The following is a 24,997-nucleotide window of genomic DNA, read 5'->3' as shown; positions in this document are numbered from 1 at the left end:
CTATCTCGGGCAGCGCTCATCAAACCGATCATACAGCGCCGCGTAGACGCCGTTGGTCCAGCCAAAGCCGTCTTGCAACGGATACTCACCACCGCCGCCAATGCGTGACTCGCTATCAACGTCATATTTCTCGATCATCTTGCCCTGATCAGTAAAGACGCGCTCGGTCGAAGCCAGCCAGCGCTTTCTAATTTCCTCCGCTAGCTCATCCAGCCCATACCGCTTCAAGCCGCAAACCGCCACCCACTGCAGCGGCGCCCAGCCATTTGGCGCGTCCCATTGCTGACCATTGTCAACCAGCGTCGTGCGTAGTCCGCCGTCGCGTAAGAACTCGCGTTCTAATTTCTCGGCCACGCGCTTGGCTTGTTTCTTGGTGGCGATACCACTGTAGAGCGGGAAGACGCCGGCCAGTGTGGCGTGGCTCGTCTGGTGACCGGTGCGGAAATTATAATCATAGAAAAAGCCGTCGGTTTCATTCCAACAGTGCTGACGGATGCTCTCGGCCCGGCGCTCGGCCAGGCGAATAAAGCGTTTCTTGAGCGGCGCCTGGCGCAGTACGCCGTAACAATGCGCGATCGTCATCTCTAGTTCATATAACAAACAGTTCAGATCAACCGGCACGAGGTCGGTTGTCATAATTGTTTCAATGTCGTGTGGATCATTGAACCAGCGTGAGCTGAAATCCCAACCGCTCTCAGCCCCGGCCCGCAGGTCGAGGTAGACCTTGGCCTTGTTGGCGGAGCGGCTGTTCCTGGCAGTTTCGATATCTTCGCGGCGACTTTCTGGGCGCGGCGTGGCCTTGTCGTCGTAGTAGCGATTGAGTACCTGGCCATCAGGCATAGCTACCACGCGGTTGGTGGCCATAAAGTCGATGCTCGAAAGCTTGCGTTGGCCTTTCATCCAGAATTTATATTCGGCCAGTAGTGAGGGAAAGTACTCGAGGTACGTCAAGCTCGGAGCGCGCCGGCCGGGCTTGCTGGCGAGGAGCTTGACCATCGCTGCAAAAAACGGCGGCTGGCTGCGACTGAGAAAGTACGTCCGATTAGCAGTCGGGATGAAACCAAAACGCTGAATCATGTACACATAATTTTTCATCATGCCGTCGATCAGCTTCCACTTGCCGTCCACCGCCAGACCCAGCATGATAAAATACGTATCCCAATAAAACTGCTCGGCAAACCGACCACCCGGCACCACGTAGTCGTGCGGCAGGGCGATCAGCGAACCTTTCGACTTGTGGGCGCGGCGAATGAGCAGCGGCCAAAGGTTGGTGACGTGCTGCCTGGCGGAGTCAGCCTGGACAAAGCTCACCTTTTTGATCGGCGATTCAAATTCATAAAAATGTAGCTTCACAAATTCATCCAGCCGAAAGTTGGGATCACGTCGGGCCAGGCGATACTCCTGGAGGATGCGGGTGGCTCGCTTTCGCGGTACGAGATCGACGAAAGTTTTACCATCGGCAAACACGCGGTGTGACTGCACTTCATGAAACAACTGCCCGAGCTTTTCGTCGGGATCTTTACGGTCGATCGGTGTAATGCGCTGGGCGGTGCGTGCTAACGTGCGCTTGATAATTGTTGTGGTTTTTTTGGGAAGCATATGGTTAAGTATAGCGTGTTACCGTGGGATAATCTATAGTAACGTTAAGTTTCTTATGTATTTTGTCAATCGGGAGTTTGTCGGGGCGGGGTCTACCGCTTGGCGGCGCGCTTTCGCTCATTAGCGTCGAGGTAACGTTTACGCAGGCGCAAGGATTTTGGCGTCACCTCCAGTAGCTCGTCGTCCTCGATGAAGTCGATGCATTGCTCCAGGCTGAACTGCGTGAATGGTGTCAGCTGTACCGTGCCGTCGGACGATTTGGAGCGCATGTTGGTCAGGTGCTTGGCTTTACAAACGTTAATTTCAATGTCTTCTTGGCGGTTGTAGATGCCGACAATCATCCCAGCGTAGACTTCCGTGCCAGGTCCAATCAAGAGTTCGCCGCGCGCCTCAGCCGCTTGCAGTGCATACGGCGTCGTCGTACCGGCTTCAAAGGCGATGAGCACGCCGCCGCGGGTCTTTGGCAATTTACCGCCCAGCGGTTGATAGCCATACGGCAGGGAATTCATAATCACTGTGCCTTTGGTGGCGGTCAAGAGTACGTTGCGTAGACCGATCAACGCCCTGGTCGGCAGCACGTAGGTGATGCGGGTAGCGCCGCTGGCGGTGGTTTCTTGCGACTTCATTTCAGCGTGGCGGGCACCGAGTTCTTGGCTGATCGCGCCGATGAATTCGCTGCTAATTTCGATTTGTAGTTCCTCAATCGGCTCTTTTTCGACACCGTCTTCAGTAATGGTGACCACTTGCGGGCGGCCGACTTCGAACTCAAAGCCTTCGCGCCGCATAGTCTCGATCAAGACGCTGAGGTGCAGCTCACCGCGGCCAGATACCGTAAAGCCGATGCCGTTTTCTTCAACGCGCAGCGCCACGTTGGTCTCCAGCTCTCGCCGCAATCGGTCGCCAATTTGCCGCGACGTGGTAAATTCTCCCTCGCGCCCTTTCATCGGGCTAGTGTTTGGGCCGAGGTACATGCTCAGCGTTGGTGCTTCGATGGCAATCGCTGGCAAGGCTTCCGGCTGTTCTTTGTCGGCAATCGTATCGCCAATATGCGCTTCAGCTACGCCAACCAGCGCCACGATGTCGCCAGCAAACGCCTCGTCAAGCTCTTCGCGGTTCAGCCCGCGGTAACCAAAAACTTTCTCAATTCGCGCTGAACCTGACACTTCGCCGTGTTTCAGCAAGCTAACCGCCAGGCCGCGCTTGACCGACCCGCGAGCAATCCGCCCGATGGCATATTTGCCTTGGAATGTGTCGTACTGCAAACTAGTTACCAACATCTGAAACCCACCATCAGCCGTGACGCTCGGTGCCGGGATATCGTTGATAATCGCCTCAAAAATCGGTGTGAGATCAGCGTTGTCGCTCGGGTTGGTAGGAATCTCCCGCCACGCCTTGCCATCGCGCCCAACGGCATAATAAATTGGATAATGCAGTTGACTGTCGTCGGTCGCTAGCTCCAAAAACAGATCGCTCAGTTCATCTTCAACCTCGGCAATTCGCCGGGCAGGCTTGTCAATTTTATTGATAATCACCACCGGTTTCAGCCCCAGTTCCAGCGCCTTGCTCAGCACAAACTTTGTCTGCGGCATCGGTCCTTCTTGCGCATCGACGATCAGCAGCACGCCGTCCGCCATCTGCAGCGTTCGCTCGACTTCGCCGGAAAAATCAGCGTGCCCCGGCGTGTCGATGATGTTGATTTTATAATCGCCGTAAAAAATCGAGGTCTGTTTGGCGGTGATGGTGATACCGCGTTCGTGCTCCTGATCGCCCGAATCCATGATCAATTCCTGGCTCATCTCGGCCTGGTTGTCGCGAAATGTGCGCGACTGTTTGAGCAGCCCATCAACCATGGTCGTCTTGCCGTGATCGACGTGGGCAATAATGGCAGTATTTCGAATCTTGCTAGCGTCCTTCATAAAAATATGGTCTGATGTTAATCGCAGACCTTCCTCTACGCCATTATAGCATAATTTTGTGACCTCATGACACAAGACTAAAAGCGCATATAATTGAGCGTGCAGCTATTAAAATTTAAGGTAATGGAATAAGTGGTGACGAATTATACTCTATTCGGACTTTTGTGTTAAGTATCGATATCCTAGTAAAATCGTCTCGCGATCGACGCCCTCACGGGAAGCGACTTCACCCAAAGCACGAGGAATGCTCGGATCTTTCTCAAGCTCCTCCTCTATTAATTTTGCGAGCCTATTCATTTCAGCGGGACGATCCACGGGATCAATGTCCTCAATTGACTTTAGTGTATGAGTCTTGGGCGCAGCCTCTGCTCTTAGGTTACCTTTTTTCACATCGCCTCCTCGATTAATTGCACAACTATTATGCAACACTCGAGTATATAAAACAATCCTTTCTTTGTGGGGGCAGAGTGTTTTCTATCTTTTAGCATAACACAATACAAATTATCGACCACACCACATAAGGTACTCCTTTCCTGTTGGGATGGGTAAGCCTAGTGTTTGAATAATTATAAACTGTGCTAACATAGTGGGTAGACTGGAGACAACTTATTGGGTATGAAGTGTAGCAAATTGCTATATAAGAAACTAAAGCCTCTCCTGAGAGAGCATCTTAGAAAAAAGCACCTTCTCGTGGTGGGCTGCTTTATCTTATTTAAATGTGGCGGCTTTTTAACCGTTAAGAATGATTCATATATAGGCATAATACTACAGTCTTCCGAGCTCTGTTTGGGTGGAGTTTTAATTACCAGTATTCTATTTGCCATATCTGCAGAAAAAGAGGATAAACATCACATTGACAATAGGTTGAAAAACAACAATTCAGTACTTAATAAGTTATCTTATCTGATTGACAAGCAAGAAATGATACGCGATATCAAAGCCTCGCCTACCAATCGAGATCTAATTACTACGTATCTTGGCATATTTATAGAGAATGGTGAGTGTGCGGATAAAGAGGTTGATAATATCATACGTAAGTATCATCCAGATAGACTTACATATCAATTTATGCAATACGATAAATACTTAAAGATAGACGATACTCTTCGCTATTATGCGATTACACATGAAATCGTTGATAAGTATTTACCTAGTGACGAAAAAGGCATGAGCCTAAAAATGCAGGATATTCCAATAATGAAACCATCATTTGCCTCAAGTATAACGAAGGCTAAGCCATTAGTTAAGTATTGGTCCTGTATGTTCATTGCTGCTTTTGTGCTATCAGTTATCGCCATACCCGATAAAGTAGATATAGATATATTTGGATTAACAACCACTGTAGGTATACCTGTATATTTTAAGCATACACCGCTGATTATAGAGCTTATGGTATGGATCACGATATGTAACTTTATTAATCAATTCACTCATTTTATAAAGGATTTTATAAGGATCCTAGAGGATCGTGTTAACTATGAATCATCTATAAAAATTTAAACTAACAATATTGGCCAGGCTAAAGTTAATTTCGCGGTGGAGATAGAGAAGGAGGTTTTGCCGACAGACGTGGTATGGCTTGAAGAGCGAGCTATCAATACCGCAGTAAATATTACTAATACCAAGGCTATGCTCTTGAAATATCAATCGTGGTAGGTGATACCCAAAGGATCAGAGTGTACGGCAGTGCAGGATACCTCGTTCCCCAGCTCATGCCAAAGGCGGTGTTGGATGTAACTGATACTATGCTCGCGGCGGGATTTGGTCAGTTTGTGGTGACATGGTGCTACGACTACCTGTTACTGTGTCGTTCATGAACACGATGCTCTTACCTAGCATGTAACTCGTAATCATAGCCAACATCAAGCAATCCGGCAATTATACATTGCCTCATATTGGCCATGAATATACCGTCTTTGCCCCGCATATACGCCCTGTGCTCTGCTTCGACAGTTTCTGCCGAATGCCATCCTGGTTTTTCCGGAGGAATATTAAACGGACGAGTCAAGTCATACGATGAATCATCTTGCATATCAGGCGATCTATGCTCGCTGTATTCTTTGGGGTGTCTACCGCCTTTTTTAGCCATTCCTTCCATCCCTTTTGTCGCTATTTCCCCAAGTTCTCTCGTGCGTCCATATGGCCGTCCGCATCCCTCGCACACTGTTTCCTTGCGAGATATTTCCCCCGGAGCTGCATCTACGCCAGGTATGGCCTCTGACTGCTGAGCTGCTGGTGGCTCTTGCTCTCGTGGTTGGGGTGATGAACGCCATTGTTCTTTCATGCTGCTTCTTAATATAGCACAGGTATTCAAAAATTAGTAGGATGAGCTGGATTTGACCTACTCCGCAGAGATGATATCATATGACTATGCGGGGATGACCCTCTCTGAGGGGGGGGATGTGTACTTATCAGATAAGCCGACCCACGGAGAGTACACGTGCTGAACGGACTCGGGTATCTATGGCGAAGCTCGCACTAGGCTGATCATGAGTGTAGTTAATAGAATTCAATGCGCGAAATGTACGCGACTATGGTCTGATGTTAATCGCAGACCCTCCCCTTAAATATAAAATAAATTTACCATGAGTGAAAGAAAATAAAAAGAGTAGGGGGGATTGTATTTAATAGCTAGTTTTGACCATAGGGTCTTTAATAGATGGTCACAGATTGTTCATTAAGCTGATCTTTGGAAAAATGTATTAATCTGGTTTTGTCGTCAGCACTATGTAGAATATCTGAATCCTCCATCACTATTCCTAGCGCTTGAGTCGCCATTTTAACTAGTATTGGATCTATACCTAGTCTTTGATGGACTAATTCCGATACTCTTCTGTTCCTTGTTTCGGCTATTAGCAGGGCGGGGCAATCAGGTATATTGTCGGATGAGGGTATGCATATTCCATAGGCGGGCTCTACTCGCGTGAAATAGTTTGGAGCTACATTGTCTCGGCTAGAGTCTTGCGCGATACTCACCCCCCATCTTTTACGCTCTGATAGTAGCGGCTCGTTTTCCTCAAGATACTTACAGTATATATCCGTGTGATGGTTTTCAGGAGACACTATTATGTGTCCTATTGGCTCTCCGTCGGGCGATAGCTTTCGTGAAAATATAACCAAACCAGATGGATGAGGTTCGGTTTCCATTTCTATGTCAAGATGGGTCGATGTAACGTAGAAAGATTCCATATTTATTCATATCAATATTAACTGGTGGGAAATACAGGGCTCGAACCTGTGACCTCACGAATGTGAATCGTGCGCTCTAGCCAACTGAGCTAATCTCCCATGAAATAAAACCTTGGTGCGGATGAAAGGACTTGAACCTTCACGCCGTGAGGCACATGCTCCTAAGGCATGCGTGTCTACCAATTCCACCACATCCGCATAGCTAACTGTCAAAGACGCGCACGGTACTTTCAGGCGCATCTACCCCTCAATTATACACAACCCGCTGCACTCAAGCAATACACTTTACGCCCCACCTCGACCGTGCTATCATGAAACTAACAGAAAAAGGGGGACTATGAATAAGGTTGCGACGTATTTGAATGAACATCTGACGGGTGAAGTGGTGACGCATGACGGTGCTTTGGCGGATGCGCAGCGGGACGGGAGCGTGCTGGCGCGCCGGCCGGAGTTGATCGCACGAGTGGCGGACACGAGTGATGTGCGCAAGGTTTTGCGGTTTTGTTCGCAGCTAGCGGAGAAGGGCCACGTCTTGCCGGTGTATGCGCGCGGATGCGGCACGGACAGTACGGGCGCAGCGATCGGGCGTGGTATCGCTATCGACATGTCGGCACATATGCATAATGTTGTCGGAATTGACCCCAAGCAGCAGCTGATCCACCTCCAGTCGGGTATTTCTCACAGAGCGGCGCAAGCGGTGCTGTCAACGCATAAGGGCTTGGGCTTGCCGGAAATTTCATTGACGGGTGAGGACGGGACGATTGGCGGCGCAATTAGTACTGAAGCGGCTGGCATGCTGTCCTCGGCGTATGGTCTATTGAGCCAGTCGATTCACCAGATGGAAGTTGTCTTATCAACTGGCGATATCGTGCAGACCGGCCGGCTGTCAAAGCGCGAGCTGAGCAAGAAAAAGGGCCTGGCAACGTTTGAGGGCGAATTGTACCGGCAGCTGGATAATTTGATAACGGATAATGAAGCGCTGATTGCTCGGATTGATGCTGGCGCGCCAGAAATGGCCGGCTTTTCGAGTATTGCTCAGGTGCGGCAGCGCGACGGCTCGTTCGACCTCACGCCGCTGTTTGTCGGTGCTCAAGGCAGCCTCGGTATCATCGGCGAGCTGATCATGAAGGCTGACTTTATCCACCCGGAACTGGCCGTGGTGAGCGCGGCCTATAGTTCAATGAATGCAGCGCAGGCGGCGGTTGACACAGCGCTCCAAGCGGGTGCCTCGACAGTCGAGCTGATCGACGGGCGGCTCTTCTCGCGGGCGGCAGCCCAGGGTAAAAAACTAGCATGGGCGCCAAAAGAATGCTATCGCGGTGGCGTGGTGGTGGCATTCTTTCACGCGTTTTCGGACCGCGCGCGTAGCAAGGCTGCCAAGAAGTTACTGCGCGCGCTTCGTGGTGGTACGGCAGCAAAGGTCGAGCTACGCAACATAGAAATGAAAGAGGCGTTTACGCTGCATTCAGTGCTGACTCTGGCGGAGCATCCCGCCGATGAGCACGGTGTCATGCCGCAGGTATTCTCGGGGATGTGGCTGCCGGGCGTGCAGCTGGACGGCTTTATCAAGTCGATGCGTGCACTCGAGAAAGAATACGGCGTGGCCATGCCGCTATTTATCGACGCGACGACTGGCATGGTCAATAGCTATCCGGTATTCTCGAGCAAAAAGGTCAGTGACCGCCAGCGCCTCCTCAAACTCTGCTCGGACATGGTGCGGATCGTGGCCAGTCACGAAGGGTCGTTCGCGGGCTTTGGTGGCGAGGGTCGGCTCAAGGCCGCGTTTGTCCAGCCAACACTCACGCCCGAGGAACGTGATCTGTATGCAAAAATCAAGCACATCTTTGATCCAAAAGGCATCCTCGCGCCAGGCATCAAGACTGCTGTGCCGATGAAGCAGCTGGCAGAAGAGTTAAATGCTTGGTGCCGGCTGGTGGGCTGAAACGGCTAGGCAAACTCCTTGCGGAGGAGCGGCCGGTCGTGTATAATACTCGGTAGTCACGCGGATGTGGCGGAATTGGTAGACGCGCTAGCTTCAGGTGCTAGTGTACGCAAGTACGTGAAGGTTCAAGTCCTTTCATCCGCACCAAGAATTGACGACTGCATTACAAGAAAATCACCGCTCATTTGGGCGGTTTTTCTTGTGATATAATAACCGTATGAGTAAGGCGAACAGCCATATCGACTACATAGAGTTTCCAGCAAAGAGCGTGGAGGAGTTGAACGCAGTAAAAGACTTCTTTACCGAGGTATTTGGTTGGTCATATCAACAATGGGGTGATGACTATGCGGACACAAACGACAGCGGCGTGGGTAGTGGTATCAATGCCGAGGATCCAGCAACGGCTCCGCTTCCAGTGATCTATGTTACTGACATTCAGGCGGTCTACGACAAGGTGAAGACAGCCGGTGCTTCGATTACCAAAGAGATATTTAATTTTCCTGGCGGTAAACGCTTTCATTTTCAAGACCCGGCGGGCAATGAGCTTGCTGTTTGGTCGGAGTAGGTTGATATGGATAAAAATGGTGGAATTGGAAAGACAAAAGATAGGACCATGAAACGTTCGCAGTAGTTAACGCAGCAGAGGGGGGGTAAAATAGTCGTGGCAAAACCATACGCATTTACAGCCGAGGTATGCTTATTTCCACAAGCTGGCGGCTGGCATTACGTTGCCGCGCCTCAGGAATACACTGACGAGCTCAAGCCGCTTGCAGAGAGAGGTTTGGTGGCAGTAGAAGCCACGGTTGGCAGCTCATCATGGCATACCTCGCTACTGCCAATGGGTGACGGCTCGCAGTTTCTGGCGCTACCCGCGAAAGTCCGCCAGAAAGAGCAGATCACCATCGGCGATGTGATCGAGGTGTCGTTTGTTGTGAGATAATGTGGAAGCTTGAGTGTGAACCGCATTCCTCATGATGATAAGATTTTTGTCTCTTTTGCCTGGCGTTTGCTACAATAACAGAGATGCAAGATACGCGAAATGTGATTGACAAATTCAAAGGTCAGAGCGAGGCGGAGATTATAAAAGAGCTGGACGCCAAGGATCATGGCTTGGTGATTGCTCTGGAGAACACCGAGCGGGATTTTAATATGGGGACGATCGTCAGGAGTGCCAATGCGTTTGGCGTGCGGCAGATTTATGTCATCGGGCGGCGGCAGTGGAACAAGCGCGGCGCCATGATGACGGATAAATATTTGCACGTGCATTATGTTGGTTCGACAGCGGAGTTTGTTGAGTTAATGCGGTCTGAAGGCAGGATAATCATCGCGATTGATAATATCCCGGGCAGTATCAATATGTCGGAGACGACCTTGCCGAAGCGCGTGGTGCTGGTGTTTGGCCAGGAAGGGCCGGGCATTTCCGAGGAGATGGCGCAGGCGGCGGACAAGATGGTTGCCATTGAGCAATTTGGCTCAACCCGCTCCATCAACGTCGGCGCGGCAGCGACTGTGGCGATGTATTGCTGGTTGCAGCAGCATGTGCTCGGTTGATATCCGACGCTGCCCCGGGTGTTATTGAAAAATTCGCCCCACTATGCCACAATAAAAGCAACCATGAGCAATTTATCGACCCAGAGTTATAAGGGCGCGCGCGATTATTTCCCGGAGGACAAGCGCCTGCAGAATTATATTTTCAAGGTGTGGCACGCCACGGCGCAGAGTTTTGGGTATGAGGAGTACGGTGCACCCTTGCTCGAGCCGCTGGATATTTACACCGCCAAGTCGGGGCAGGAATTAGCGGGCGAGCAGACGTATCTATTTACCGATCGTGGTGGTCGTCAGGTGGCAATTCGCCCAGAGATGACGCCGTCGATTTCCCGCATGGTGGCCGGTCGGCGCCAGGAACTGGCCATGCCGGCCCGGCTCTATTCTATCGCTAATTTCATGCGCTACGAACGGCCGCAGCGCGGACGGGAGCGCGAGTTTTGGCAGCTGAACGCCGACCTGTTTGGTGCGGAAGGGCCGTGGGCGGACGCGGAGATCATCGAGTTTGGCTACCGCAGCATCATGAACTTTGGTGCGCGCGAAGACATGTTTACGGTGCGGGTGAATAATCGCCAGCTGATCAATCAGTTGATGAGCGGGTTTCTCGGTCTCGATGTGATCGGCGCCCAGATGATGACGCGGCTACTTGATCGAAAGAATAAGATTTCGCCGGAAGCTTTCCGCGAGCAAGCCATCGAGATTTTCGGCTCAGAAGAGGCCAAGGCAGGCCTGCCAAAGTTGGCGCAGCTAATCAGCATGCGCAGTGTCGATGACCTGTCGGAGGAGTTGGCGGATAGCCCGAGTGTCCAGCAGCTTCGCCAGGTGATGACCCTGCTGCGTCAGAAAGGCATCGGCAATGCGATGTTCGACGTGACGCTGATGCGCGGGCTGGATTATTATACTGGTACGGTGTTTGAGTTTTTTGATAATTCGCCGGAGAATAATCGAGCGCTATTTGGCGGCGGGCGCTATGATGGGCTGGTCGGACTGTTCGGTGTTGAGCCAGTCGCCACGGTCGGCGTGGGGCTCGGTGCGACGACCATGCAGCAGTTCCTCGAGGTGCATGACTTACTGCCAAAACTAACGACGCATACCGATGTGTACATCATCGCGGTGGACGCGGCATCGCTAGGTGGTGCAGATACTTTGGCGCGGTCGCTGCGCAGCGAGGGAGTGCGGGCCGAGTTAGATTTCAGTGGGCGTAAGTTAGACAAGCAGCTGAAAACCGCGCTCAAAAAGAACATCCCATTCGTAGCGTTTGTCGGCGAGGAAGAGATCGCTTCGGGTGTCTACACGATCAAGAATCTCATCGAGTCAACCGAACAAAAAGTCAGCCTCGAGCGAATGATCAGCGTGGTCAAGGATCGGCGCTACGACGGTGATGACGACGCAGCGTTTGAGATTTAGCGTTACCCCTGTTATAATAGGTAGTCATGAAGACGACTGTAAAGAAACTATCAGATACCAAGGTTTGTTTGACAATTACGCTGGGGGCGGACGAGCTGAATGCGGCTGAGCAGGTGGCGCTGACCAAGATGGCGCGCGACCTCAAGGTGCCGGGATTTCGTAAGGGTAAAGTGCCGGTCAGCGTGGCTGCCAAGCACGTCAATCCAATGGCGCTCCAGGAGCAGGTACTCGACAACGCCCTGTCCAAGGCGGTGGCTGAGGCCTTTATGAACGAGAAGCTGCAGGCGCTAGAGCGGCCGAGCGTTGAGGTCAAGAAATTTGTTCCCAATCAAGAAGTTGAGTTTACCGCCGAGGCGACTGTTGTGCCGCCAGTCAAGTTAGGCGATTACAAAAAGCTCAAGGCCAAACCTCAGGCCGTCAAGGTTGAAGCCAAAGACGTCAATGAAATTATCGAACGAATGCAGCAGAATTTTGTCGACAAAACCGAGGTCAAGCGCGCAGCTAAGGATGGCGACGAAGTGATCATCGACTTTGTTGGCAAGAAAGACGGCGTGGCGTTTGACGGCGGTTCGGCCAAGGATTTTGCCCTGAAGCTGGGTGGCGGTCAGTTTATCCCCGGCTTTGAAGAGGGCGTGGTCGGTCACAAGGCCGGCGAGACATTTGATCTCGATCTCGAATTTCCGAAGGATTATCACGCTGAAAATCTAGCCGACGCCAAGGTGGTGTTTAGCGTGACACTGCACAAAGTAAATGAGCTGAAGCTACCGGAGCTCAATGATGAATTTGCCGCCAAATGCGGCCCGTTCACCGACATCAAAGAGCTCAAGGCGGACATCAAGCGCGAAATCACTGCGCAAAAAGAGCGCGAGGCCAAGGAGAAGCTCAAGGATGAGCTGGTGGCGGAATTGGCGGATAGCTCCAAGGTAGCGCTGCCAGAGCTATTGATCGACGATCAGATGCGGTCAATTGAACAAGACTTGATGCAAAATTTGTCATATCGCGGCCTGACAATGGACTCGTATCTAAAGACGCAAGGCTTCAAGGATAAAGCCGACTGGCAGAAAAAAGAGGCTCGCCCGGCGGCTGAAAAGCGGGTCAAGGCTGGCCTGGTGCTGGCTGAGCTATCGAAGGAGCTGGGCGTAGAGGTTAGCCGCGAGGAGCTTGATAGGCAAATTTCCACCTTCAAGCAGCAGTACGGCAAGGACGCCAAGCTGGCCGCGCGATTTGACGATCCAAACGTCCACCGTGACATCGCCAATCGGATGATCACCGACAAGACGATCGACAAGCTGGTTGAGCTGAATAGTAAATAAGGTTTCGGCGAGTACATATGACAAGGCCAGCTAGCTATCTCATCCCCACTGTCATCGAAAAGTCGGCCGACGGCGAGCGGGCGTTTGATATTTATTCGCGGCTGCTCAATGAGCGGATTATTTTCCTCGGCGAGGAGGTTAACGAGCATACTGCTAACAGCGTGGTGGCGCAGCTACTGCACCTGGCGTACGTTGACCCAGGGGCGGACATCTCGCTCTATATCAACAGTCCGGGCGGCAGTGTCTATGATGGCATGGCGATTTACGACACCATGAATTTTATCAAGCCGGACGTGGCGACCTATGGCATTGGCTTGCAGGCCAGCATGGGTGCGTTTCTACTCAGCTCTGGCGCCAAGGGCAAGCGATTTTGCCTGCCGCACGCCAAGGTGATGATTCACCAGCCGTCCTCTGGTACGCGGGGCAAGGTGACCGACATGGAAATTGACCTGAAAGAGACGCTGGAAGTGAAGGAGATGCTGGCCAAAATCATGGCCAAAAACACCGGACAGAAGCTCTCTAAGGTCAAGGCCGACATGGAGCGCGACTACTGGATGAGCCCTCAGGAGGCAGTACAGTATGGACTGGTGGATAAGGTATTGAGCAAGTTATCGTAGGCTCCAAGAAGCCCCCGCGATTCATAAATGTATTCAATATGGCGTGACGTTGTGAAAACTACCGCTATTTTCGCTTGTGGTTGCGCTGAGATATTGTCATAATTAAGAAAAGACGAGGAGGGGTTATGAGACAATATCTAGATACGCTGCGGCACGTTCGTGACAGCGGTGTGGGGAAAGGTGACCGGACTGGCACCGGTACAACGGAAGTATTTGGTGTGCAGACGCGGTATGATCTGGCGGATGGGTTTCCGGCGATAACCACCAAGAAATTATATTTCAACAGCGTGGCACATGAGCTGCTTTGGTTCCTCAAGGGTACGGGCAACATTGAGTATCTGGCGCAAAACGGCGTGCATATTTGGGACGAGTGGCCGTACAAGAATTATCTGGAGAAAACCGGTCAAAGTATCCCGGAGATCAATGGCGAGGAGTGGCGCGCTGGCATGAAGCAATTCATTGGGCGAATTGCAACCGACCACGCGTTTGCCGAGGAATGGGGTGATCTGGGGCCAGTTTACGGCGTGCAGTGGCGCAAATGGCCGGATGGCAAGGGCGGGACGCTTGACCAAATCCAAAACGCCATTGACATGATACAAAATAATCCAACATCGCGGCGCAATATCGTTAGTGCTTGGAATGTGGCGGAAATTGATGACATCGTACAGTCGGGCGGACTGCCGCCGTGCCACACCATGTTCCAGTTTAATGTGCGGCCAGGCGAGGACGGTGAGAAAGATAAGCTGGACTTGGCGCTGACCCAGCGTTCGGCAGATATGTTCCTCGGCGTGCCGTTTAACATCGCCAGCTACTCCCTACTGCTGTCGATGATCGCCCAGGTAACTGACAAGCAGCCCGGCGAATTCATCCACACCCTGAATAGCGCGCATATTTACAATAATCACCACGCGCAGGTCGATGAGCAGTTGTCGCGCCGTCCGCTGCCGCTGCCAAAACTGTGGCTGAATCCGGATATCAAGAATATCGACGATTTTACCGTTGATGATATTCGCCTAGAGGGGTATGAACATCATCCACCGATCAAGGCGCCGATTGCGGTGTAATGTGTTCGTGCCAGTCTTCGGCAACTGTTTAGTAATTTGTTGGCGTACTAAATTATCCAAAGGTGTTGGGAATTGAGCCTAGCTAAATTATCCGGCGATATATCACAAAATCAAAATCGTAGGCGTTGTTGTCGTCTGCCGGATGATGGGCGCGGCTCACTTCCTGCCAGGTGGTCATGTCAATCTCGGGGAAAAAGGTGTCAGCGTCTGGGAATGCAGCGTCGACCTCGGTGGCGTAGATAGTGTCAATCTCTGGTGTGTTCAGCGCATCGCCATACACCCGCGCCCCACCGATGATGAAGGTTTTGTAACGAGCTAGCGCTAGGGCGCTTTCTAGGTTCACTGCGGTGAGGACGCCCTTAACACCCGTCGGCCGCGAGGAAATGACGATGTTTTCACGCTCTGGCAGCGGACGGCAGCCGATTGATTCAAAGGTTTTTCGGCCCATAATGACGTCGCTACCTTTGGTTAGCCGCTTGAAATTCGCCAAATCTGCTGGCAAGCTCCGCCCCCACGGCAAATCACCACCTCGGCCGATGGCGCGGTTGGTACCATAAGCAACGATGATGGCTTTCTCCATAACCCCAGTCTAGCATGATGTAAAATTTACGAAAAGCTTGCTCGAGCGGGTAAATATTGTCATAATAGAATCACTCGGGGGAGTGAGGTAAGATAAACAAGAGGAGGCGCGGCATGAGCGTGTATTCAAACCGGGAAATTTTGGCAGCAATCGAGGAGGGAACGATCGTCTGTACGCCGTTTGACCCAGACAATGTGTCAGAAGCTAGCCTAGATTTTACGCTGGGACATTATTTTTATAAACAGGAATTTGACGATCAGTCAAGCGTCTATAATCCATTTGACGAAGCGGAGGTGGCGCGGTATTTTAAGGGGCCGCTGATGGCGATACCGCACGCCGAGTGGTGCGAACATAACGGCTTTAGGCGGTTTCGTAATATTCCGGACGATCATCCAATCATTGTACTGCGCCCTGGCGAGCGGATCTTGGCGCATACCCACGAGTTTGTGGGGATTCGGGCGCACGGCGGCGCGGCTGAGGTGAAAAGCCGCAGCTCGTGGGGCCGTAACGGCGTGGCGGTGTGTTTTGATGCCGGCTGGATCGATCCGGGCTATATCAATCGGATTACGCTCGAGATTTACAATTTGAACAAGCACGAAAGCGTGGTACTGCCAGTCGGCGAGCGCATCGGGCAATTAATTTTTCACCAGACCGGGCCGGTGGATGGTGGCTACGCTGACGGGCGTGGCGGCATCAGCGGCAAATATCAGCATACTGACGACCTTGCTGAGCTCATCCATAGCTGGCGTCCAGAAACGATGCTGCCGCGGGCGTTCAAGGATCGGCGTCATGCACCGGTGACTATCGTCGGGCTAAGCGAGGGTATCAAATGAACCGTCCCGGTCGATACATCGTCATCGAAGGCAACGACGGCACCGGCAAGTCAACCCAAGTAGCCATGCTGGCGGATTATTTTCAGGCGCGCGGCCATGTAGTGTGTGTGGTCGAAGAGCCAGGTAGCGACGATCCAGAAAAGTCAACGCCCGTAGCCAATGAACTGAGGCGTATTGTCAAGAATGGCAATCTAGTGCGCTCTAGCGAAATTAACCTAGCGTTGTTTTCGGCGGCGCGGCGCGAGTTGTGGCGCGAAAAGATTCAGCCAGCTCTGCAGCGCGGCGAAATCGTCCTCAGTGCGCGTAATTATATCTCGACACTGGCTTATCAGGGCTATGGTGACGAACTGGACACAGAGGAGATTATGCGGATGACAAAGTTATTTACCGATGAGCGATACCTGCAGCCGGACGCGATGGTGGTCTTGACACTCAGTGACGCCCAGCGCCAGCAACGCATCGCGGAGCGCGGGCGCATCACTCATCCTGATACATTTGAGTCGCGTGAGCAGTCGTTTCAGGACAGGGTTAACCACGCCTATGAGGCTATCGCCGCCGAGCGAAATATCCCGCTATTGTCAGCCACCGGCACGCCGAAGGAAGTACACGCGCGGATTCTTGACAGCATTACTCGATACTTGTAGTATATTTTCATAAACAGGAGAGGACATGATCGAGACAGTTCGATTAAGTGGTGGTGATATTACCGATTCATTGTGTGATGAGCTACGCCACTTGTGGGTTGAGTCTCTCGTACATGTGAAGCCAGATATCAGCGCTTGCGAGACAAGGCGATTGTATCAATCTGAACAGTTTACGCCCGAAGTACTTCGGAGGCAAGCCGATCTTGCCGAGGGTGGTATCTATGTTGCGCTCGCAGATGCGTCAATCAAGGCGGCAGCAAGTGTAGGTCGAACCGATGCCTTAGGCTTGGCCTCAGATATTCCGGATGTACAGGATAATAATCTGATATATCTCGAGCGGTATGGGGCTAGAAATATGAAACGCTGGGATCTGTTTCGGGGACTGGTAAATGCGGTACTTAATCATGAGACTGGGCCAAATAATCGGCCAACATATCTTGGTATGTATATTGACGAGCGGGCTCTACTACTACCGGGTCACGTCAAAGATATTAATCCGCAAAATCACCAAGTTAGCCGTATTGTCAAACGTGACTCGGTTGGCGGTGTCGCTGGTAATTATCGACTACATACGGCGCAACTTCAAACCGATGGAAGCTGGGAATGGTTAGCGACGATCACTGACGGTGAGCGTGCGGCTAGATTACTGGGTGAAGTGTGCCTTCGTTTAGAACTAGCCGCTGCTTAACAATAGTCAATTTTTCTTTATTTTCTCTTGCAATTCGTCGTCCTATGCGTCATAATGTGTCACAGTGAAGTAGTGTAGTTTTAGCGAGGGGCGAGCTTGATGGGCGGGCAAACCTCAGGCTCGTGCTGAGACTAAGAGATCTTCCGGCCGTGATCACCAATTATAATCAATGCGAGGAGTAACGCCTGTGGCTCAACAGACCACTCGTGGCGCGCGCGTCTTTTTCACTGGAACAGACAGTGCGATCGCCATGCCAAATCTCATCGCTCACCAAGAGGACTCGTGGCGCTGGTTCGTCGAGGATGGTTTGAGCGAAATCTTTTCAGAAATTAACCCAATTGACGACTATACTGGTCAGAAGTTGGCACTGCGGTTCGGCAGCTATCATTTTGACGAGCCAAAGACCACCGACCAGTTCGCCAAGGAAAACAATTTGACGTTTGAAGCGCCGCTGCATGCAACCGTCGAACTAACCAACAAAGTCACGGGCGAAGTCAAGGAACAAGAAATCTACCTCGGTGATTATCCATGGATGACCGAGCGCGGTACCTTTATCATCAACGGTACGGAGCGCGTAGTAGTCAGCCAGCTGATTCGCTCAGCCGGTGTGTTCTTTACCGCCGATACGGTGGCTGGCCGTAACTATTACGGTGCCAAGATGATCCCAGGTCGTGGTGCATGGCTGGAGTTTGAAACGGCAACCAATGGCACGATTTATGTCAAGATTGACCGCCGTCGTAAATTGCCAGTGACGACATTACTGCGGGCTTTGGGCCATCCAAAAACGTCAGAAATTCGCGAACTGTTTGCTGACATTGACACGGGCGAGACCAGCTACATTCAAGAAACGCTCGAAAAAGACACTGCGCGTGGCGCCAATGAAGCGCTGATCGAAGTCTATCGTCGCCTGCGGCCGGGTGACTTGGCGACAGTTGATAATGCGCGCCAGATGATTGAGCGAATGTTCTTTGATTTCAAGCGATTTGATTATAGTCGAGTTGGCCGGTACAAGATGAACCAGCGTTTGGGTCTGGACGTTGCTAACACCGCTGAGAATCGTATTTTCCAGATGAGTGACCTGGTGGCCATCATCCGCGAAATCATTCGCCTCAACAACACCCAAGAGCCAGCTGATGACATCGATGCCCTGAGTAATCGCCGCGTCAAGCTAGTCGGCGAACTGATTGCCCGTCAGTTCCGCGTCGGTATGCTCAGAATGCAGCGCAACGCCATGGACCGGATGAGTGTGGCTGATATGGAGAACGTCACGCCGAGCCAGTTGATCAATGCACGACCAGTGGTGGCAGCAGTGCGCGAGTTCTTTACTAGTTCGCAGCTCAGTCAGCTCCTCGATGAGGTCAATCCACTGTCCGAACTGAGCCACAAGCGCCGATTGAGCTCGATGGGGCCGGGCGGTTTGAGCCGCGAGCGCGCCGGTTTTGACGTGCGCGACGCTCACCCAACGCATTACGGCCGTATCTGCTCGGTGGAGACGCCAGAGGGCGCTAACGTTGGTCTGGTGCTGAACCTCGCTACCTACGCGCGTGTCAATGAGTATGGCTTTATCGAGACGCCATACCTGCGCGTCACCGATGGTCGGGTGACAGACGAAGTGGTCTATCTGGATGCTGCCCAGGAAGCCAGCGAAGTCATCGCCGACGCCGGAGCACGCTTGAATGACGACAAGTCGTTCACCGACAGCCGTGTCAGCGCCCGTAAATTCCTCCAGCCAGGTCAGGTTGACGTCGAAGAAGTTACCTTTATGGACGCTGCTCACAAGCAGATCCTCGGCTCGACGGCGGCGCTAGTGCCGTTTATCGAAAAAACCCGCGTCGACCGCGCCTTGACTGGCTCGAACATGCAGCGCCAAGCAGTGCCGCTGCTCACGCCAGAGCCAGCGGTTGTCGGTACCGGTATTGAGCAGGCGGTGGCCGAGAATAGTGGCCACCTGATCCAGGCCGAGGCTGATGGCGAAGTAGTGCGGGCTGACGCTGATGAAATTCATGTCAAGTACGCTGATGGCGTCAAGGTCTATACGCTACGGCACTTTGTCAAGAATAATGACGATCGCTGCTACAACCAAAAGGTTCGCGTGGCGCGTGGCGATAGGGTCAAGCAGGGCGACATCCTCGTCGAGGGCGCATCAATTGCCGAGGGCGAGATCGCGCTGGGGCGAAACCTGACGGTGGCCTTTATGCCGTGGGGTGGTTACAACATGGAGGACGCGATTATCCTCAGTCGCCGCTTGGTGGAGGACGATCGCTTGACCAGCATTAATATCAAGGATTATAACGTGGAGGTTCGCGAGACCAAGCTCGGCCCAGAGATCGTCACCCGCGACATTCCGAATGTGTCAGAAGACAGTCTGCGTCACTTAGACGAAAATGGTATCGTGCAAATTGGTTCTGAGGTCAAGGCTGGCGACGTCTTGGTTGGTAAGATTACGCCGAAAGGCGAGCAGGAGCTTAGCTCTGAGGAGCGTCTGCTGCGCGCTATCTTTGGTGAAAAAGCCAAGGATGTCCGTGACACTTCACAGCGCATGAACAATGCTGGCGGCGGCAAGGTTGTCGGTGTCAAGATCTTTAGCCGCGAGAATGGCCACGAGCTCAAGGCCGGCGTGTTGATGCAAATCCAAATCTTTGTGGCGCAGATGCGCAAGATCGGTGTCGGTGACAAGATGGCTGGTCGCTTCGGTAACAAGGGCGTGGTCGCGCGGGTACTGCCGGTCGAGGATATGCCATTCATGGAAGACGGTACGCCAGTTGACGTGATCTTGAACCCGCTGGGTGTGCCGAGCCGTATGAACCTCGGTCAGCTGTTTGAAACGCACCTCGGTATGGCAGCGCGGGCACTAGGTTACCGTGTGGCGACGCCGTCGTTTGATGGTGTGCCGTCAGCCACGATTTCTGATGAATTAGAAAAAGCAGGCTTTGCCCGCGATGGTAAATCACAACTCTTTGATGGTCGGACCGGTGAAGCATTTGAAGAGCGCACCACAGTTGGCGTGATGCATATGATTAAGCTACACCACATGGTCTCTGACAAGATTCACGCCCGCTCAACTGGTCCATACACCATGGTTACTCAGCAGCCGCTCGGCGGTAAAGCACAGAACGGTGGTCAGCGCTTCGGCGAGATGGAGGTCTGGGCATTGGAAGCTTACGGTGCTGCGGCGACCTTGCAGGAAATGCTAACTATCAAGTCTGACGACGTGTATGGCCGTGCCAAGGCCTACGAGTCAATCATCAAGGACGAGCCAATCGTCGGGCCAAAACTGCCAGAATCCTTCAACGTGCTTGTCAAGGAGCTCCAGGGATTGGGCCTTCGGGTTGATCTGCTTGACGAGGGCGGCGTGGTTGACGCTGAGCATGTCATCGCCTCCAGTGGCCCAGCTGACAAGACCGTGCCACAAGCCGCGAGCGACGACGATGACGATGACCAAGTTTACTTAGATGAATCAGACGACATCGGCGACATCGAGGCCGGTATGAGCGTACAAGATATTGACGAAGTAGAAGAAATAAAGGAGGAGGCGTAAGATGGCGCAATATTCATTTAACGCGACCGGAATTAGCGATTTTGATGCGGTGCGCCTAGCGGTGGCCAGCGCCGAGGACATCCTAAAGTGGAGTCACGGCGAGGTTCTCAAGCCAGAGACGATCAATTATCGCACCCAAAAGCCAGAGCGCGATGGCTTGTTCTGCGAGCGGATTTTCGGTCCGGTCAAGGACATCAATCCGCATGATTCCAAGCTCAAGGGCGTGCGTTCACGCGAGGCTGCCGTCGATAAAAACGGCGAGCTCGTCACCAAGTCAATCGTTCGCCGCGAGCGCATGGGCCACATTCAGCTGGCCGCGCCAGTGGCACACATCTGGTTTATGCGCGGTACGCCGAGCGCTATGAGCTTGCTACTGGGGATGACAGTGCGTAATATTGAGCGGATCGCCTACTTTGCAACCTATGTCATTCTCAAGGTTGATGAGATCACCCGCGACCAATACCTGGCGGATTTGGAGGCTGAGACTGAGGCGGGCCGGATGGCGATCAAGATGCGCTACGAGCAGCTCGCCGAGGCTGACGGCGCTGATATCAAGCAACTCGCGAAAGAGCAAAGCCGTGAGGTTGACGAGCTTAATGACAAGTACACCACGAAAAAATCACAGCTCGAGAGCCTCGTCAAGGGTGCGCTGATCTCGGAGACGGATTATCGTAACTTGCCAGAGGAGTACGACGAGCTGATCGAGGTCGGCATGGGTGCCAGTGCGCTCAAGGCACTGCTGGATGAAATTGATCTGTCAGAACTGATCGCCCAGCTGAGCGAGGAGGCTGAACACGCCAAGGGTCAGCGCGAGAAGAAACTGCTCAAGCGTCTGAAGATGCTCGAGAGCATGCAGGCTGCTGGCATCAAGCCATCCAGCCTCTGCCTGACGGTACTACCAGTCATCCCACCGGACCTCCGTCCAATGGTCGCCCTCAGTGGTGGTCGGTTTGCGACGTCTGACCTGAACGATCTGTATCGCCGCATCATCAACCGCAATAATCGCCTGAAGAAGCTGGTCGAACTCAACGCGCCAGAAGTGATTCAGCGCAATGAACGACGCATGCTGCAAGAGGCCGTCGACGCCCTGATCGACAACGCAGCGGCGCGCGGTGGTCGGGCGGTCAGCTCGACTGGCAGCCGTCGTCGCCTCAAGTCAATCAGCGATATGCTCAAAGGCAAGCAAGGCCGCTTCCGCCAGAACCTGCTCGGTAAGCGTGTCGATTACTCTGGCCGCTCGGTCATTGTCGTCGGCCCGAAGCTAAAGATCAATCAGTGCGGTCTGCCGAAACAAATGGCGCTCGAACTATTCAAGCCGTTCGTCATCAGCTGGCTGATCAAGGGTGAATTTGCCCACAACATTCGCTCAGCAACTCGCTTGATCGAGTCGGGTGAAGCGGTTGTATGGGATGCGCTTGACGAGGCGATCAAGGGCAAGTACGTGCTGCTCAACCGCGCACCGAGCTTGCACCGCTTGTCAATTCAATCCTTCCAGCCAGTTCTCGTCGAGGGTAAAGCGATTCAGCTCCATCCGCTGGTCTGTGCTGGCTTTAACGCCGACTTTGACGGTGACCAGATGGCCGTGCACCTGCCGCTTTCCAAGGAAGCGCAGGCCGAGGCGCGCGAGCTGATGAGCGCCACCAACAACCTATTGAAGCCTGCCGACGGTGCGCCGGTGCTGCACATCTCGCAGGACATCGTGCTCGGTAACTACTACCTGACCTATGACAAGCCGCAGGCGCAAACTGATAATGTCAAGGCATTTAGCTCGGTCTACGAGGCGGAACTGGCGTACGACAAGGGTGCTATCCAGCTGCAAACACCAATTCGCATCTATGCTAAGGGTAAGCTGCGCCAGACGACCTTGGGCCGCGTCTTCTTTAACGAGATTCTGCCAGAGGACTTCCCATACGACAACAACGTCCAGACTAAGAAGCAGCTGAAAAAAGTATTGGCACAAATCTTCAACAAGTACGGTGCCGAGGAAACCGCCAAGATCGCTGATCGCATGAAGGGTCAAGCCTTTCGCTTTGCGACAACTGCGGCCGTGTCGACCGGTATGACTGACTATGTGCACTTTGACGAGATCGCTGAGTTTGTGGCTGAGGGCGACGCCAAGGCGGCCTTGATTTCTGAGCAATTTGACCAAGGTTTGATCACCGAGGACGAGCGCTACAACTTGACGGTGAATGCCTGGCGGAATGTGGACAATAAGATCACGGCCTTTCTCCAGGATCAGCTGGCGCACATGGACACCAGTATCTCGATGATGGTCAACTCTGGCGCTCGTGGTGACATCTCGAACGTCAAGCTCGCTAGCGCCATGATCGGTATTCAGGTCGACGCCGCTAACCGCGAAATTGAGCTGCCAATCCGTAGCTCCTACACCGGCGGTTTGTCCAGCCTGGAGGCCTTCGTGGCAACACGTGGTGCGCGTAAGGGTCTGATCGACACCGCGCTCAAGACCGCCGACTCAGGCTACCTGACGCGCCGGTTGGTTGATGTGGCACAGGACGTCTTCACGGTTGAGGACGTTGAAGGTGACGACGAAGGTTACGCGATCTACCGCTCAGAAACTGAGGAAACGATGATTGACTTCTCGAACCGCTTGGCTGGCCGGTACGCTGCCGAGACAATTCCAGGTCACGTCAACAAGGACGAATTAATTACCCGAGAAATCGCTGATTCAATTGATGATGATGAAAGCGTCCAGAGCGTCAAGATCCAATCAGTCTTGTCAACCAACAACCTCAACGGCATTCCACAGCGCAGCTACGGTGTCGATATGTCAACCGGTAAACTGGTCGGCAATCATCAGCCAGTCGGTGTCATCGCTGCTCAGTCAGTCGGTGAGCCGGGTACTCAGCTGACCTTGCGTACCTTCCACAACTCTGGTGTGGCTGGTGGCGACATCACCCAGGGTCTGCCGCGTGTTGAAGAATTGTTCGAGGCGCGCACGCCAAAGGGTCAGGCGTTTGTTACGGAAATTGCTGGGTTAGTTGACGTTTGGGAAGATGGCAAAAAGTACATCGTCCAAGTTACTCCAGAGTCCGGAAAAGTTGAGCGCTTGCCGTTAGACGGCCGAACCATCGTGGTCAAGGCTGGCTCAAGCGTCAAGGCTGGCGACGTGCTGGCAACTGGCGAAGGTGACACTCGCCCGCTCATCGCACCATTTGATGGTGTGGTTGAAGCAGCAGAAGGCACCTTGGTGATCGCCGCTGAAGCTGGCGCACCAGCTCGCTACGAAATCCCAGGCACTATGCAGTTGGTCGTTAAGGCTAACGACGTCGTCGAGGCTGGCGACCGCTTGACGGCTGGTTCATTGAACCTGCATGACTTGATGCGCCTCAAGGGCGTCGAGGCAACTCAGCGCTACATCATCAACGAAGTGCTGCGCATTTACGCCGCTCAGGGTCAAGACGTGGCCGACAAGCACCTGGAGATCATCGTTCGCCAGATGTTCAGCCGCGTCCAGATCGAAGATGCTGGCAACAGCGACTTTGTGACGGGCGATATCGTCTCTAAGGCTGCGGTGGTGAACACCAACAAGCAACTAGCTGCTGAGGACAAGAACCTCATCAGCTACACTCAGTTGCTGCTCGGTATCACCAAGGTGTCCATCTGGAGCGACTCGTGGCTATCGGCTGCATCCTTCCAGGACACTACTCGCGTGCTGATCAACGCTGCCGTATCTGGTCGCGCTGACCACTTGCATGGCCTCAAGGAAAACGTCATCATCGGCCGTAAGATCCCAGTGGGGACGGGTGCTGTCGAAGAGACGGAAACCGACGAGCCAAGCGAGGACGAGTTCGCTGATAATCAGGAAAAGGAATTAGCTGTAGCGGTATAAGCCAGCCAGCCTTCTTTCTCAGAAACCGCTCCGATGGCTACGGGGCGGTTTTTCTATAGCAATTGCACGCAATCTATGCTATAATCTCCCCAGAGTTTCCTCTTTTCGGAGTAAGCGGTGGTTTGAATGTGTACAGGCTGCATGCTCGGCAGGAAAGGTATAGACACGGGGCGGAGTTGCTGAATCCAAGCCGTAGGCGCTAAGAGAAGCTGGTTTTTGCGTGCAAAATCGCGCGCCAGCCCACTTTGTGCCACCAGGCGAATCGCCATAAG

20 protein-coding genes and 3 tRNA genes are annotated in these 24,997 nt (G+C 52.9%); 16 read left to right on the top strand and 7 right to left on the bottom strand.

Annotated elements, in window-relative coordinates; genetic code table 11:
- From treF to GWK76_02475, 3 genes are all read right to left on the bottom strand, one after another.
- Positions 1–1,599 (bottom strand): alpha,alpha-trehalase TreF, encoded by a 1,599-nt coding sequence (gene treF, locus GWK76_02485; GenBank protein QHU92177.1) that lies wholly within the window; start codon positions 1,597–1,599, stop codon positions 1–3.
- A 92-nt stretch (positions 1,600–1,691) separates the two neighbouring features.
- The gene (typA, locus tag GWK76_02480; GenBank protein QHU92176.1) at positions 1,692–3,515 is read right to left on the bottom strand and encodes a translational GTPase TypA; all 1,824 of its coding nucleotides are present in this window, start codon (positions 3,513–3,515) and stop codon (positions 1,692–1,694) included.
- 150 nt (positions 3,516–3,665) lie between these two features.
- Positions 3,666–3,905 carry a hypothetical protein gene (locus tag GWK76_02475; protein QHU92175.1) on the bottom strand — a complete coding sequence of 80 codons (240 nt, stop codon included), beginning with the start codon at positions 3,903–3,905 and terminating at the stop codon, positions 3,666–3,668.
- Between the two features lie 240 nt (positions 3,906–4,145).
- Here GWK76_02475 and GWK76_02470 point away from each other — a divergent pair, with 240 nt between their 5' ends.
- Both GWK76_02470 and GWK76_02465 read left to right on the top strand, forming a co-directional pair.
- Complete coding sequence (locus GWK76_02470) at positions 4,146–5,015, top strand: hypothetical protein (GenBank protein QHU92174.1); 870 nt, start codon at positions 4,146–4,148, stop codon at positions 5,013–5,015.
- A 176-nt stretch (positions 5,016–5,191) separates the two neighbouring features.
- The gene (locus tag GWK76_02465; protein ID QHU92173.1) at positions 5,192–5,332 is read left to right on the top strand and encodes a hypothetical protein; all 141 of its coding nucleotides are present in this window, start codon (positions 5,192–5,194) and stop codon (positions 5,330–5,332) included.
- A gap of 11 nt (positions 5,333–5,343) precedes the next feature.
- Here GWK76_02465 and GWK76_02460 read toward each other — a convergent pair whose 3' ends face one another.
- The 3 genes from GWK76_02460 to GWK76_02450 all read right to left on the bottom strand — a co-directional run bounded on the left by GWK76_02460 (position 5,344) and on the right by GWK76_02450 (position 6,902).
- A complete protein-coding gene (locus GWK76_02460; GenBank protein QHU92172.1) occupies positions 5,344–5,799 on the bottom strand; it encodes a hypothetical protein in 456 nt (151 codons plus the stop codon).
- A gap of 927 nt (positions 5,800–6,726) precedes the next feature.
- Positions 6,727–6,803 (bottom strand) — tRNA-Val (locus tag GWK76_02455).
- A gap of 14 nt (positions 6,804–6,817) precedes the next feature.
- Positions 6,818–6,902 (bottom strand) — tRNA-Leu (locus GWK76_02450).
- Between the two features lie 139 nt (positions 6,903–7,041).
- Here GWK76_02450 and GWK76_02445 point away from each other — a divergent pair.
- The 9 genes from GWK76_02445 (at position 7,042) to GWK76_02405 (ending at position 14,592) form a co-directional block, all read left to right on the top strand.
- A complete protein-coding gene (locus tag GWK76_02445; GenBank protein ID QHU92171.1) occupies positions 7,042–8,646 on the top strand; it encodes an FAD-binding protein in 1,605 nt (534 codons plus the stop codon).
- A gap of 60 nt (positions 8,647–8,706) precedes the next feature.
- A tRNA-Leu gene (locus GWK76_02440) sits at positions 8,707–8,793 on the top strand.
- 70 nt (positions 8,794–8,863) lie between these two features.
- Positions 8,864–9,211 (top strand): VOC family protein, encoded by a 348-nt coding sequence (locus GWK76_02435; GenBank protein ID QHU92170.1) that lies wholly within the window; start codon positions 8,864–8,866, stop codon positions 9,209–9,211.
- Positions 9,212–9,307: 96 nt separating this feature from the next.
- On the top strand, positions 9,308–9,586 hold the full coding sequence (locus tag GWK76_02430; protein ID QHU92169.1) for a DUF1905 domain-containing protein: 279 nt from the start codon (positions 9,308–9,310) through the stop codon (positions 9,584–9,586).
- Between the two features lie 83 nt (positions 9,587–9,669).
- Complete coding sequence (locus tag GWK76_02425) at positions 9,670–10,197, top strand: TrmH family RNA methyltransferase (GenBank protein QHU92168.1); 528 nt, start codon at positions 9,670–9,672, stop codon at positions 10,195–10,197.
- A gap of 63 nt (positions 10,198–10,260) precedes the next feature.
- Positions 10,261–11,598: a histidine--tRNA ligase gene (locus GWK76_02420; GenBank protein ID QHU92167.1), complete on the top strand. Its 1,338-nt coding sequence runs from the start codon at positions 10,261–10,263 to the stop codon at positions 11,596–11,598.
- Between the two features lie 26 nt (positions 11,599–11,624).
- Positions 11,625–12,911, top strand: a complete 1,287-nt coding sequence (tig, locus tag GWK76_02415) for a trigger factor (GenBank protein ID QHU92166.1) — start codon at positions 11,625–11,627, stop codon at positions 12,909–12,911.
- A gap of 17 nt (positions 12,912–12,928) precedes the next feature.
- Complete coding sequence (locus tag GWK76_02410; protein ID QHU92165.1) at positions 12,929–13,528, top strand: ATP-dependent Clp protease proteolytic subunit; 600 nt, start codon at positions 12,929–12,931, stop codon at positions 13,526–13,528.
- A gap of 125 nt (positions 13,529–13,653) precedes the next feature.
- Complete coding sequence (locus tag GWK76_02405) at positions 13,654–14,592, top strand: thymidylate synthase (GenBank protein QHU92164.1); 939 nt, start codon at positions 13,654–13,656, stop codon at positions 14,590–14,592.
- An 82-nt stretch (positions 14,593–14,674) separates the two neighbouring features.
- On the opposite strand, the gene GWK76_02400 is transcribed toward GWK76_02405, so the two are convergent.
- Complete coding sequence (locus GWK76_02400) at positions 14,675–15,172, bottom strand: dihydrofolate reductase (GenBank protein QHU92163.1); 498 nt, start codon at positions 15,170–15,172, stop codon at positions 14,675–14,677.
- A gap of 113 nt (positions 15,173–15,285) precedes the next feature.
- On the opposite strand from GWK76_02400, the gene dcd reads away from it, so the two are divergent.
- The 5 genes from dcd (at position 15,286) to rpoC (ending at position 24,725) form a co-directional block, all read left to right on the top strand.
- Positions 15,286–16,005 carry a dCTP deaminase gene (dcd, locus tag GWK76_02395; protein QHU92162.1) on the top strand — a complete coding sequence of 240 codons (720 nt, stop codon included), beginning with the start codon at positions 15,286–15,288 and terminating at the stop codon, positions 16,003–16,005.
- Positions 16,002–16,649 carry a dTMP kinase gene (gene tmk / locus GWK76_02390; protein QHU92161.1) on the top strand — a complete coding sequence of 216 codons (648 nt, stop codon included), beginning with the start codon at positions 16,002–16,004 and terminating at the stop codon, positions 16,647–16,649. The genes dcd and tmk overlap by 4 nt, the downstream gene beginning before the upstream one ends.
- A gap of 25 nt (positions 16,650–16,674) precedes the next feature.
- Entirely contained in the window at positions 16,675–17,337 is a 663-nt protein-coding gene (locus tag GWK76_02385) for a hypothetical protein (GenBank protein ID QHU92160.1), read from the top strand.
- Positions 17,338–17,506: 169 nt separating this feature from the next.
- The gene (locus tag GWK76_02380) at positions 17,507–20,875 is read left to right on the top strand and encodes a DNA-directed RNA polymerase subunit beta (GenBank protein QHU92159.1); all 3,369 of its coding nucleotides are present in this window, start codon (positions 17,507–17,509) and stop codon (positions 20,873–20,875) included.
- Position 20,876: 1 nt separating this feature from the next.
- Entirely contained in the window at positions 20,877–24,725 is a 3,849-nt protein-coding gene (gene rpoC, locus GWK76_02375; GenBank protein ID QHU92158.1) for a DNA-directed RNA polymerase subunit beta', read from the top strand.
- Positions 24,726–24,997 lie beyond the last annotated feature (272 nt).

The sequence above is a fragment of the Candidatus Saccharibacteria bacterium oral taxon 488 genome (assembly GCA_010202465.1).
Classification (GTDB): domain Bacteria; phylum Patescibacteriota; class Saccharimonadia; order Saccharimonadales; family Saccharimonadaceae; genus Nanosynbacter.
Note: the sequence above shows the minus strand (reverse complement) of the source record. Positions and strands in the feature narration are given on the sequence as shown.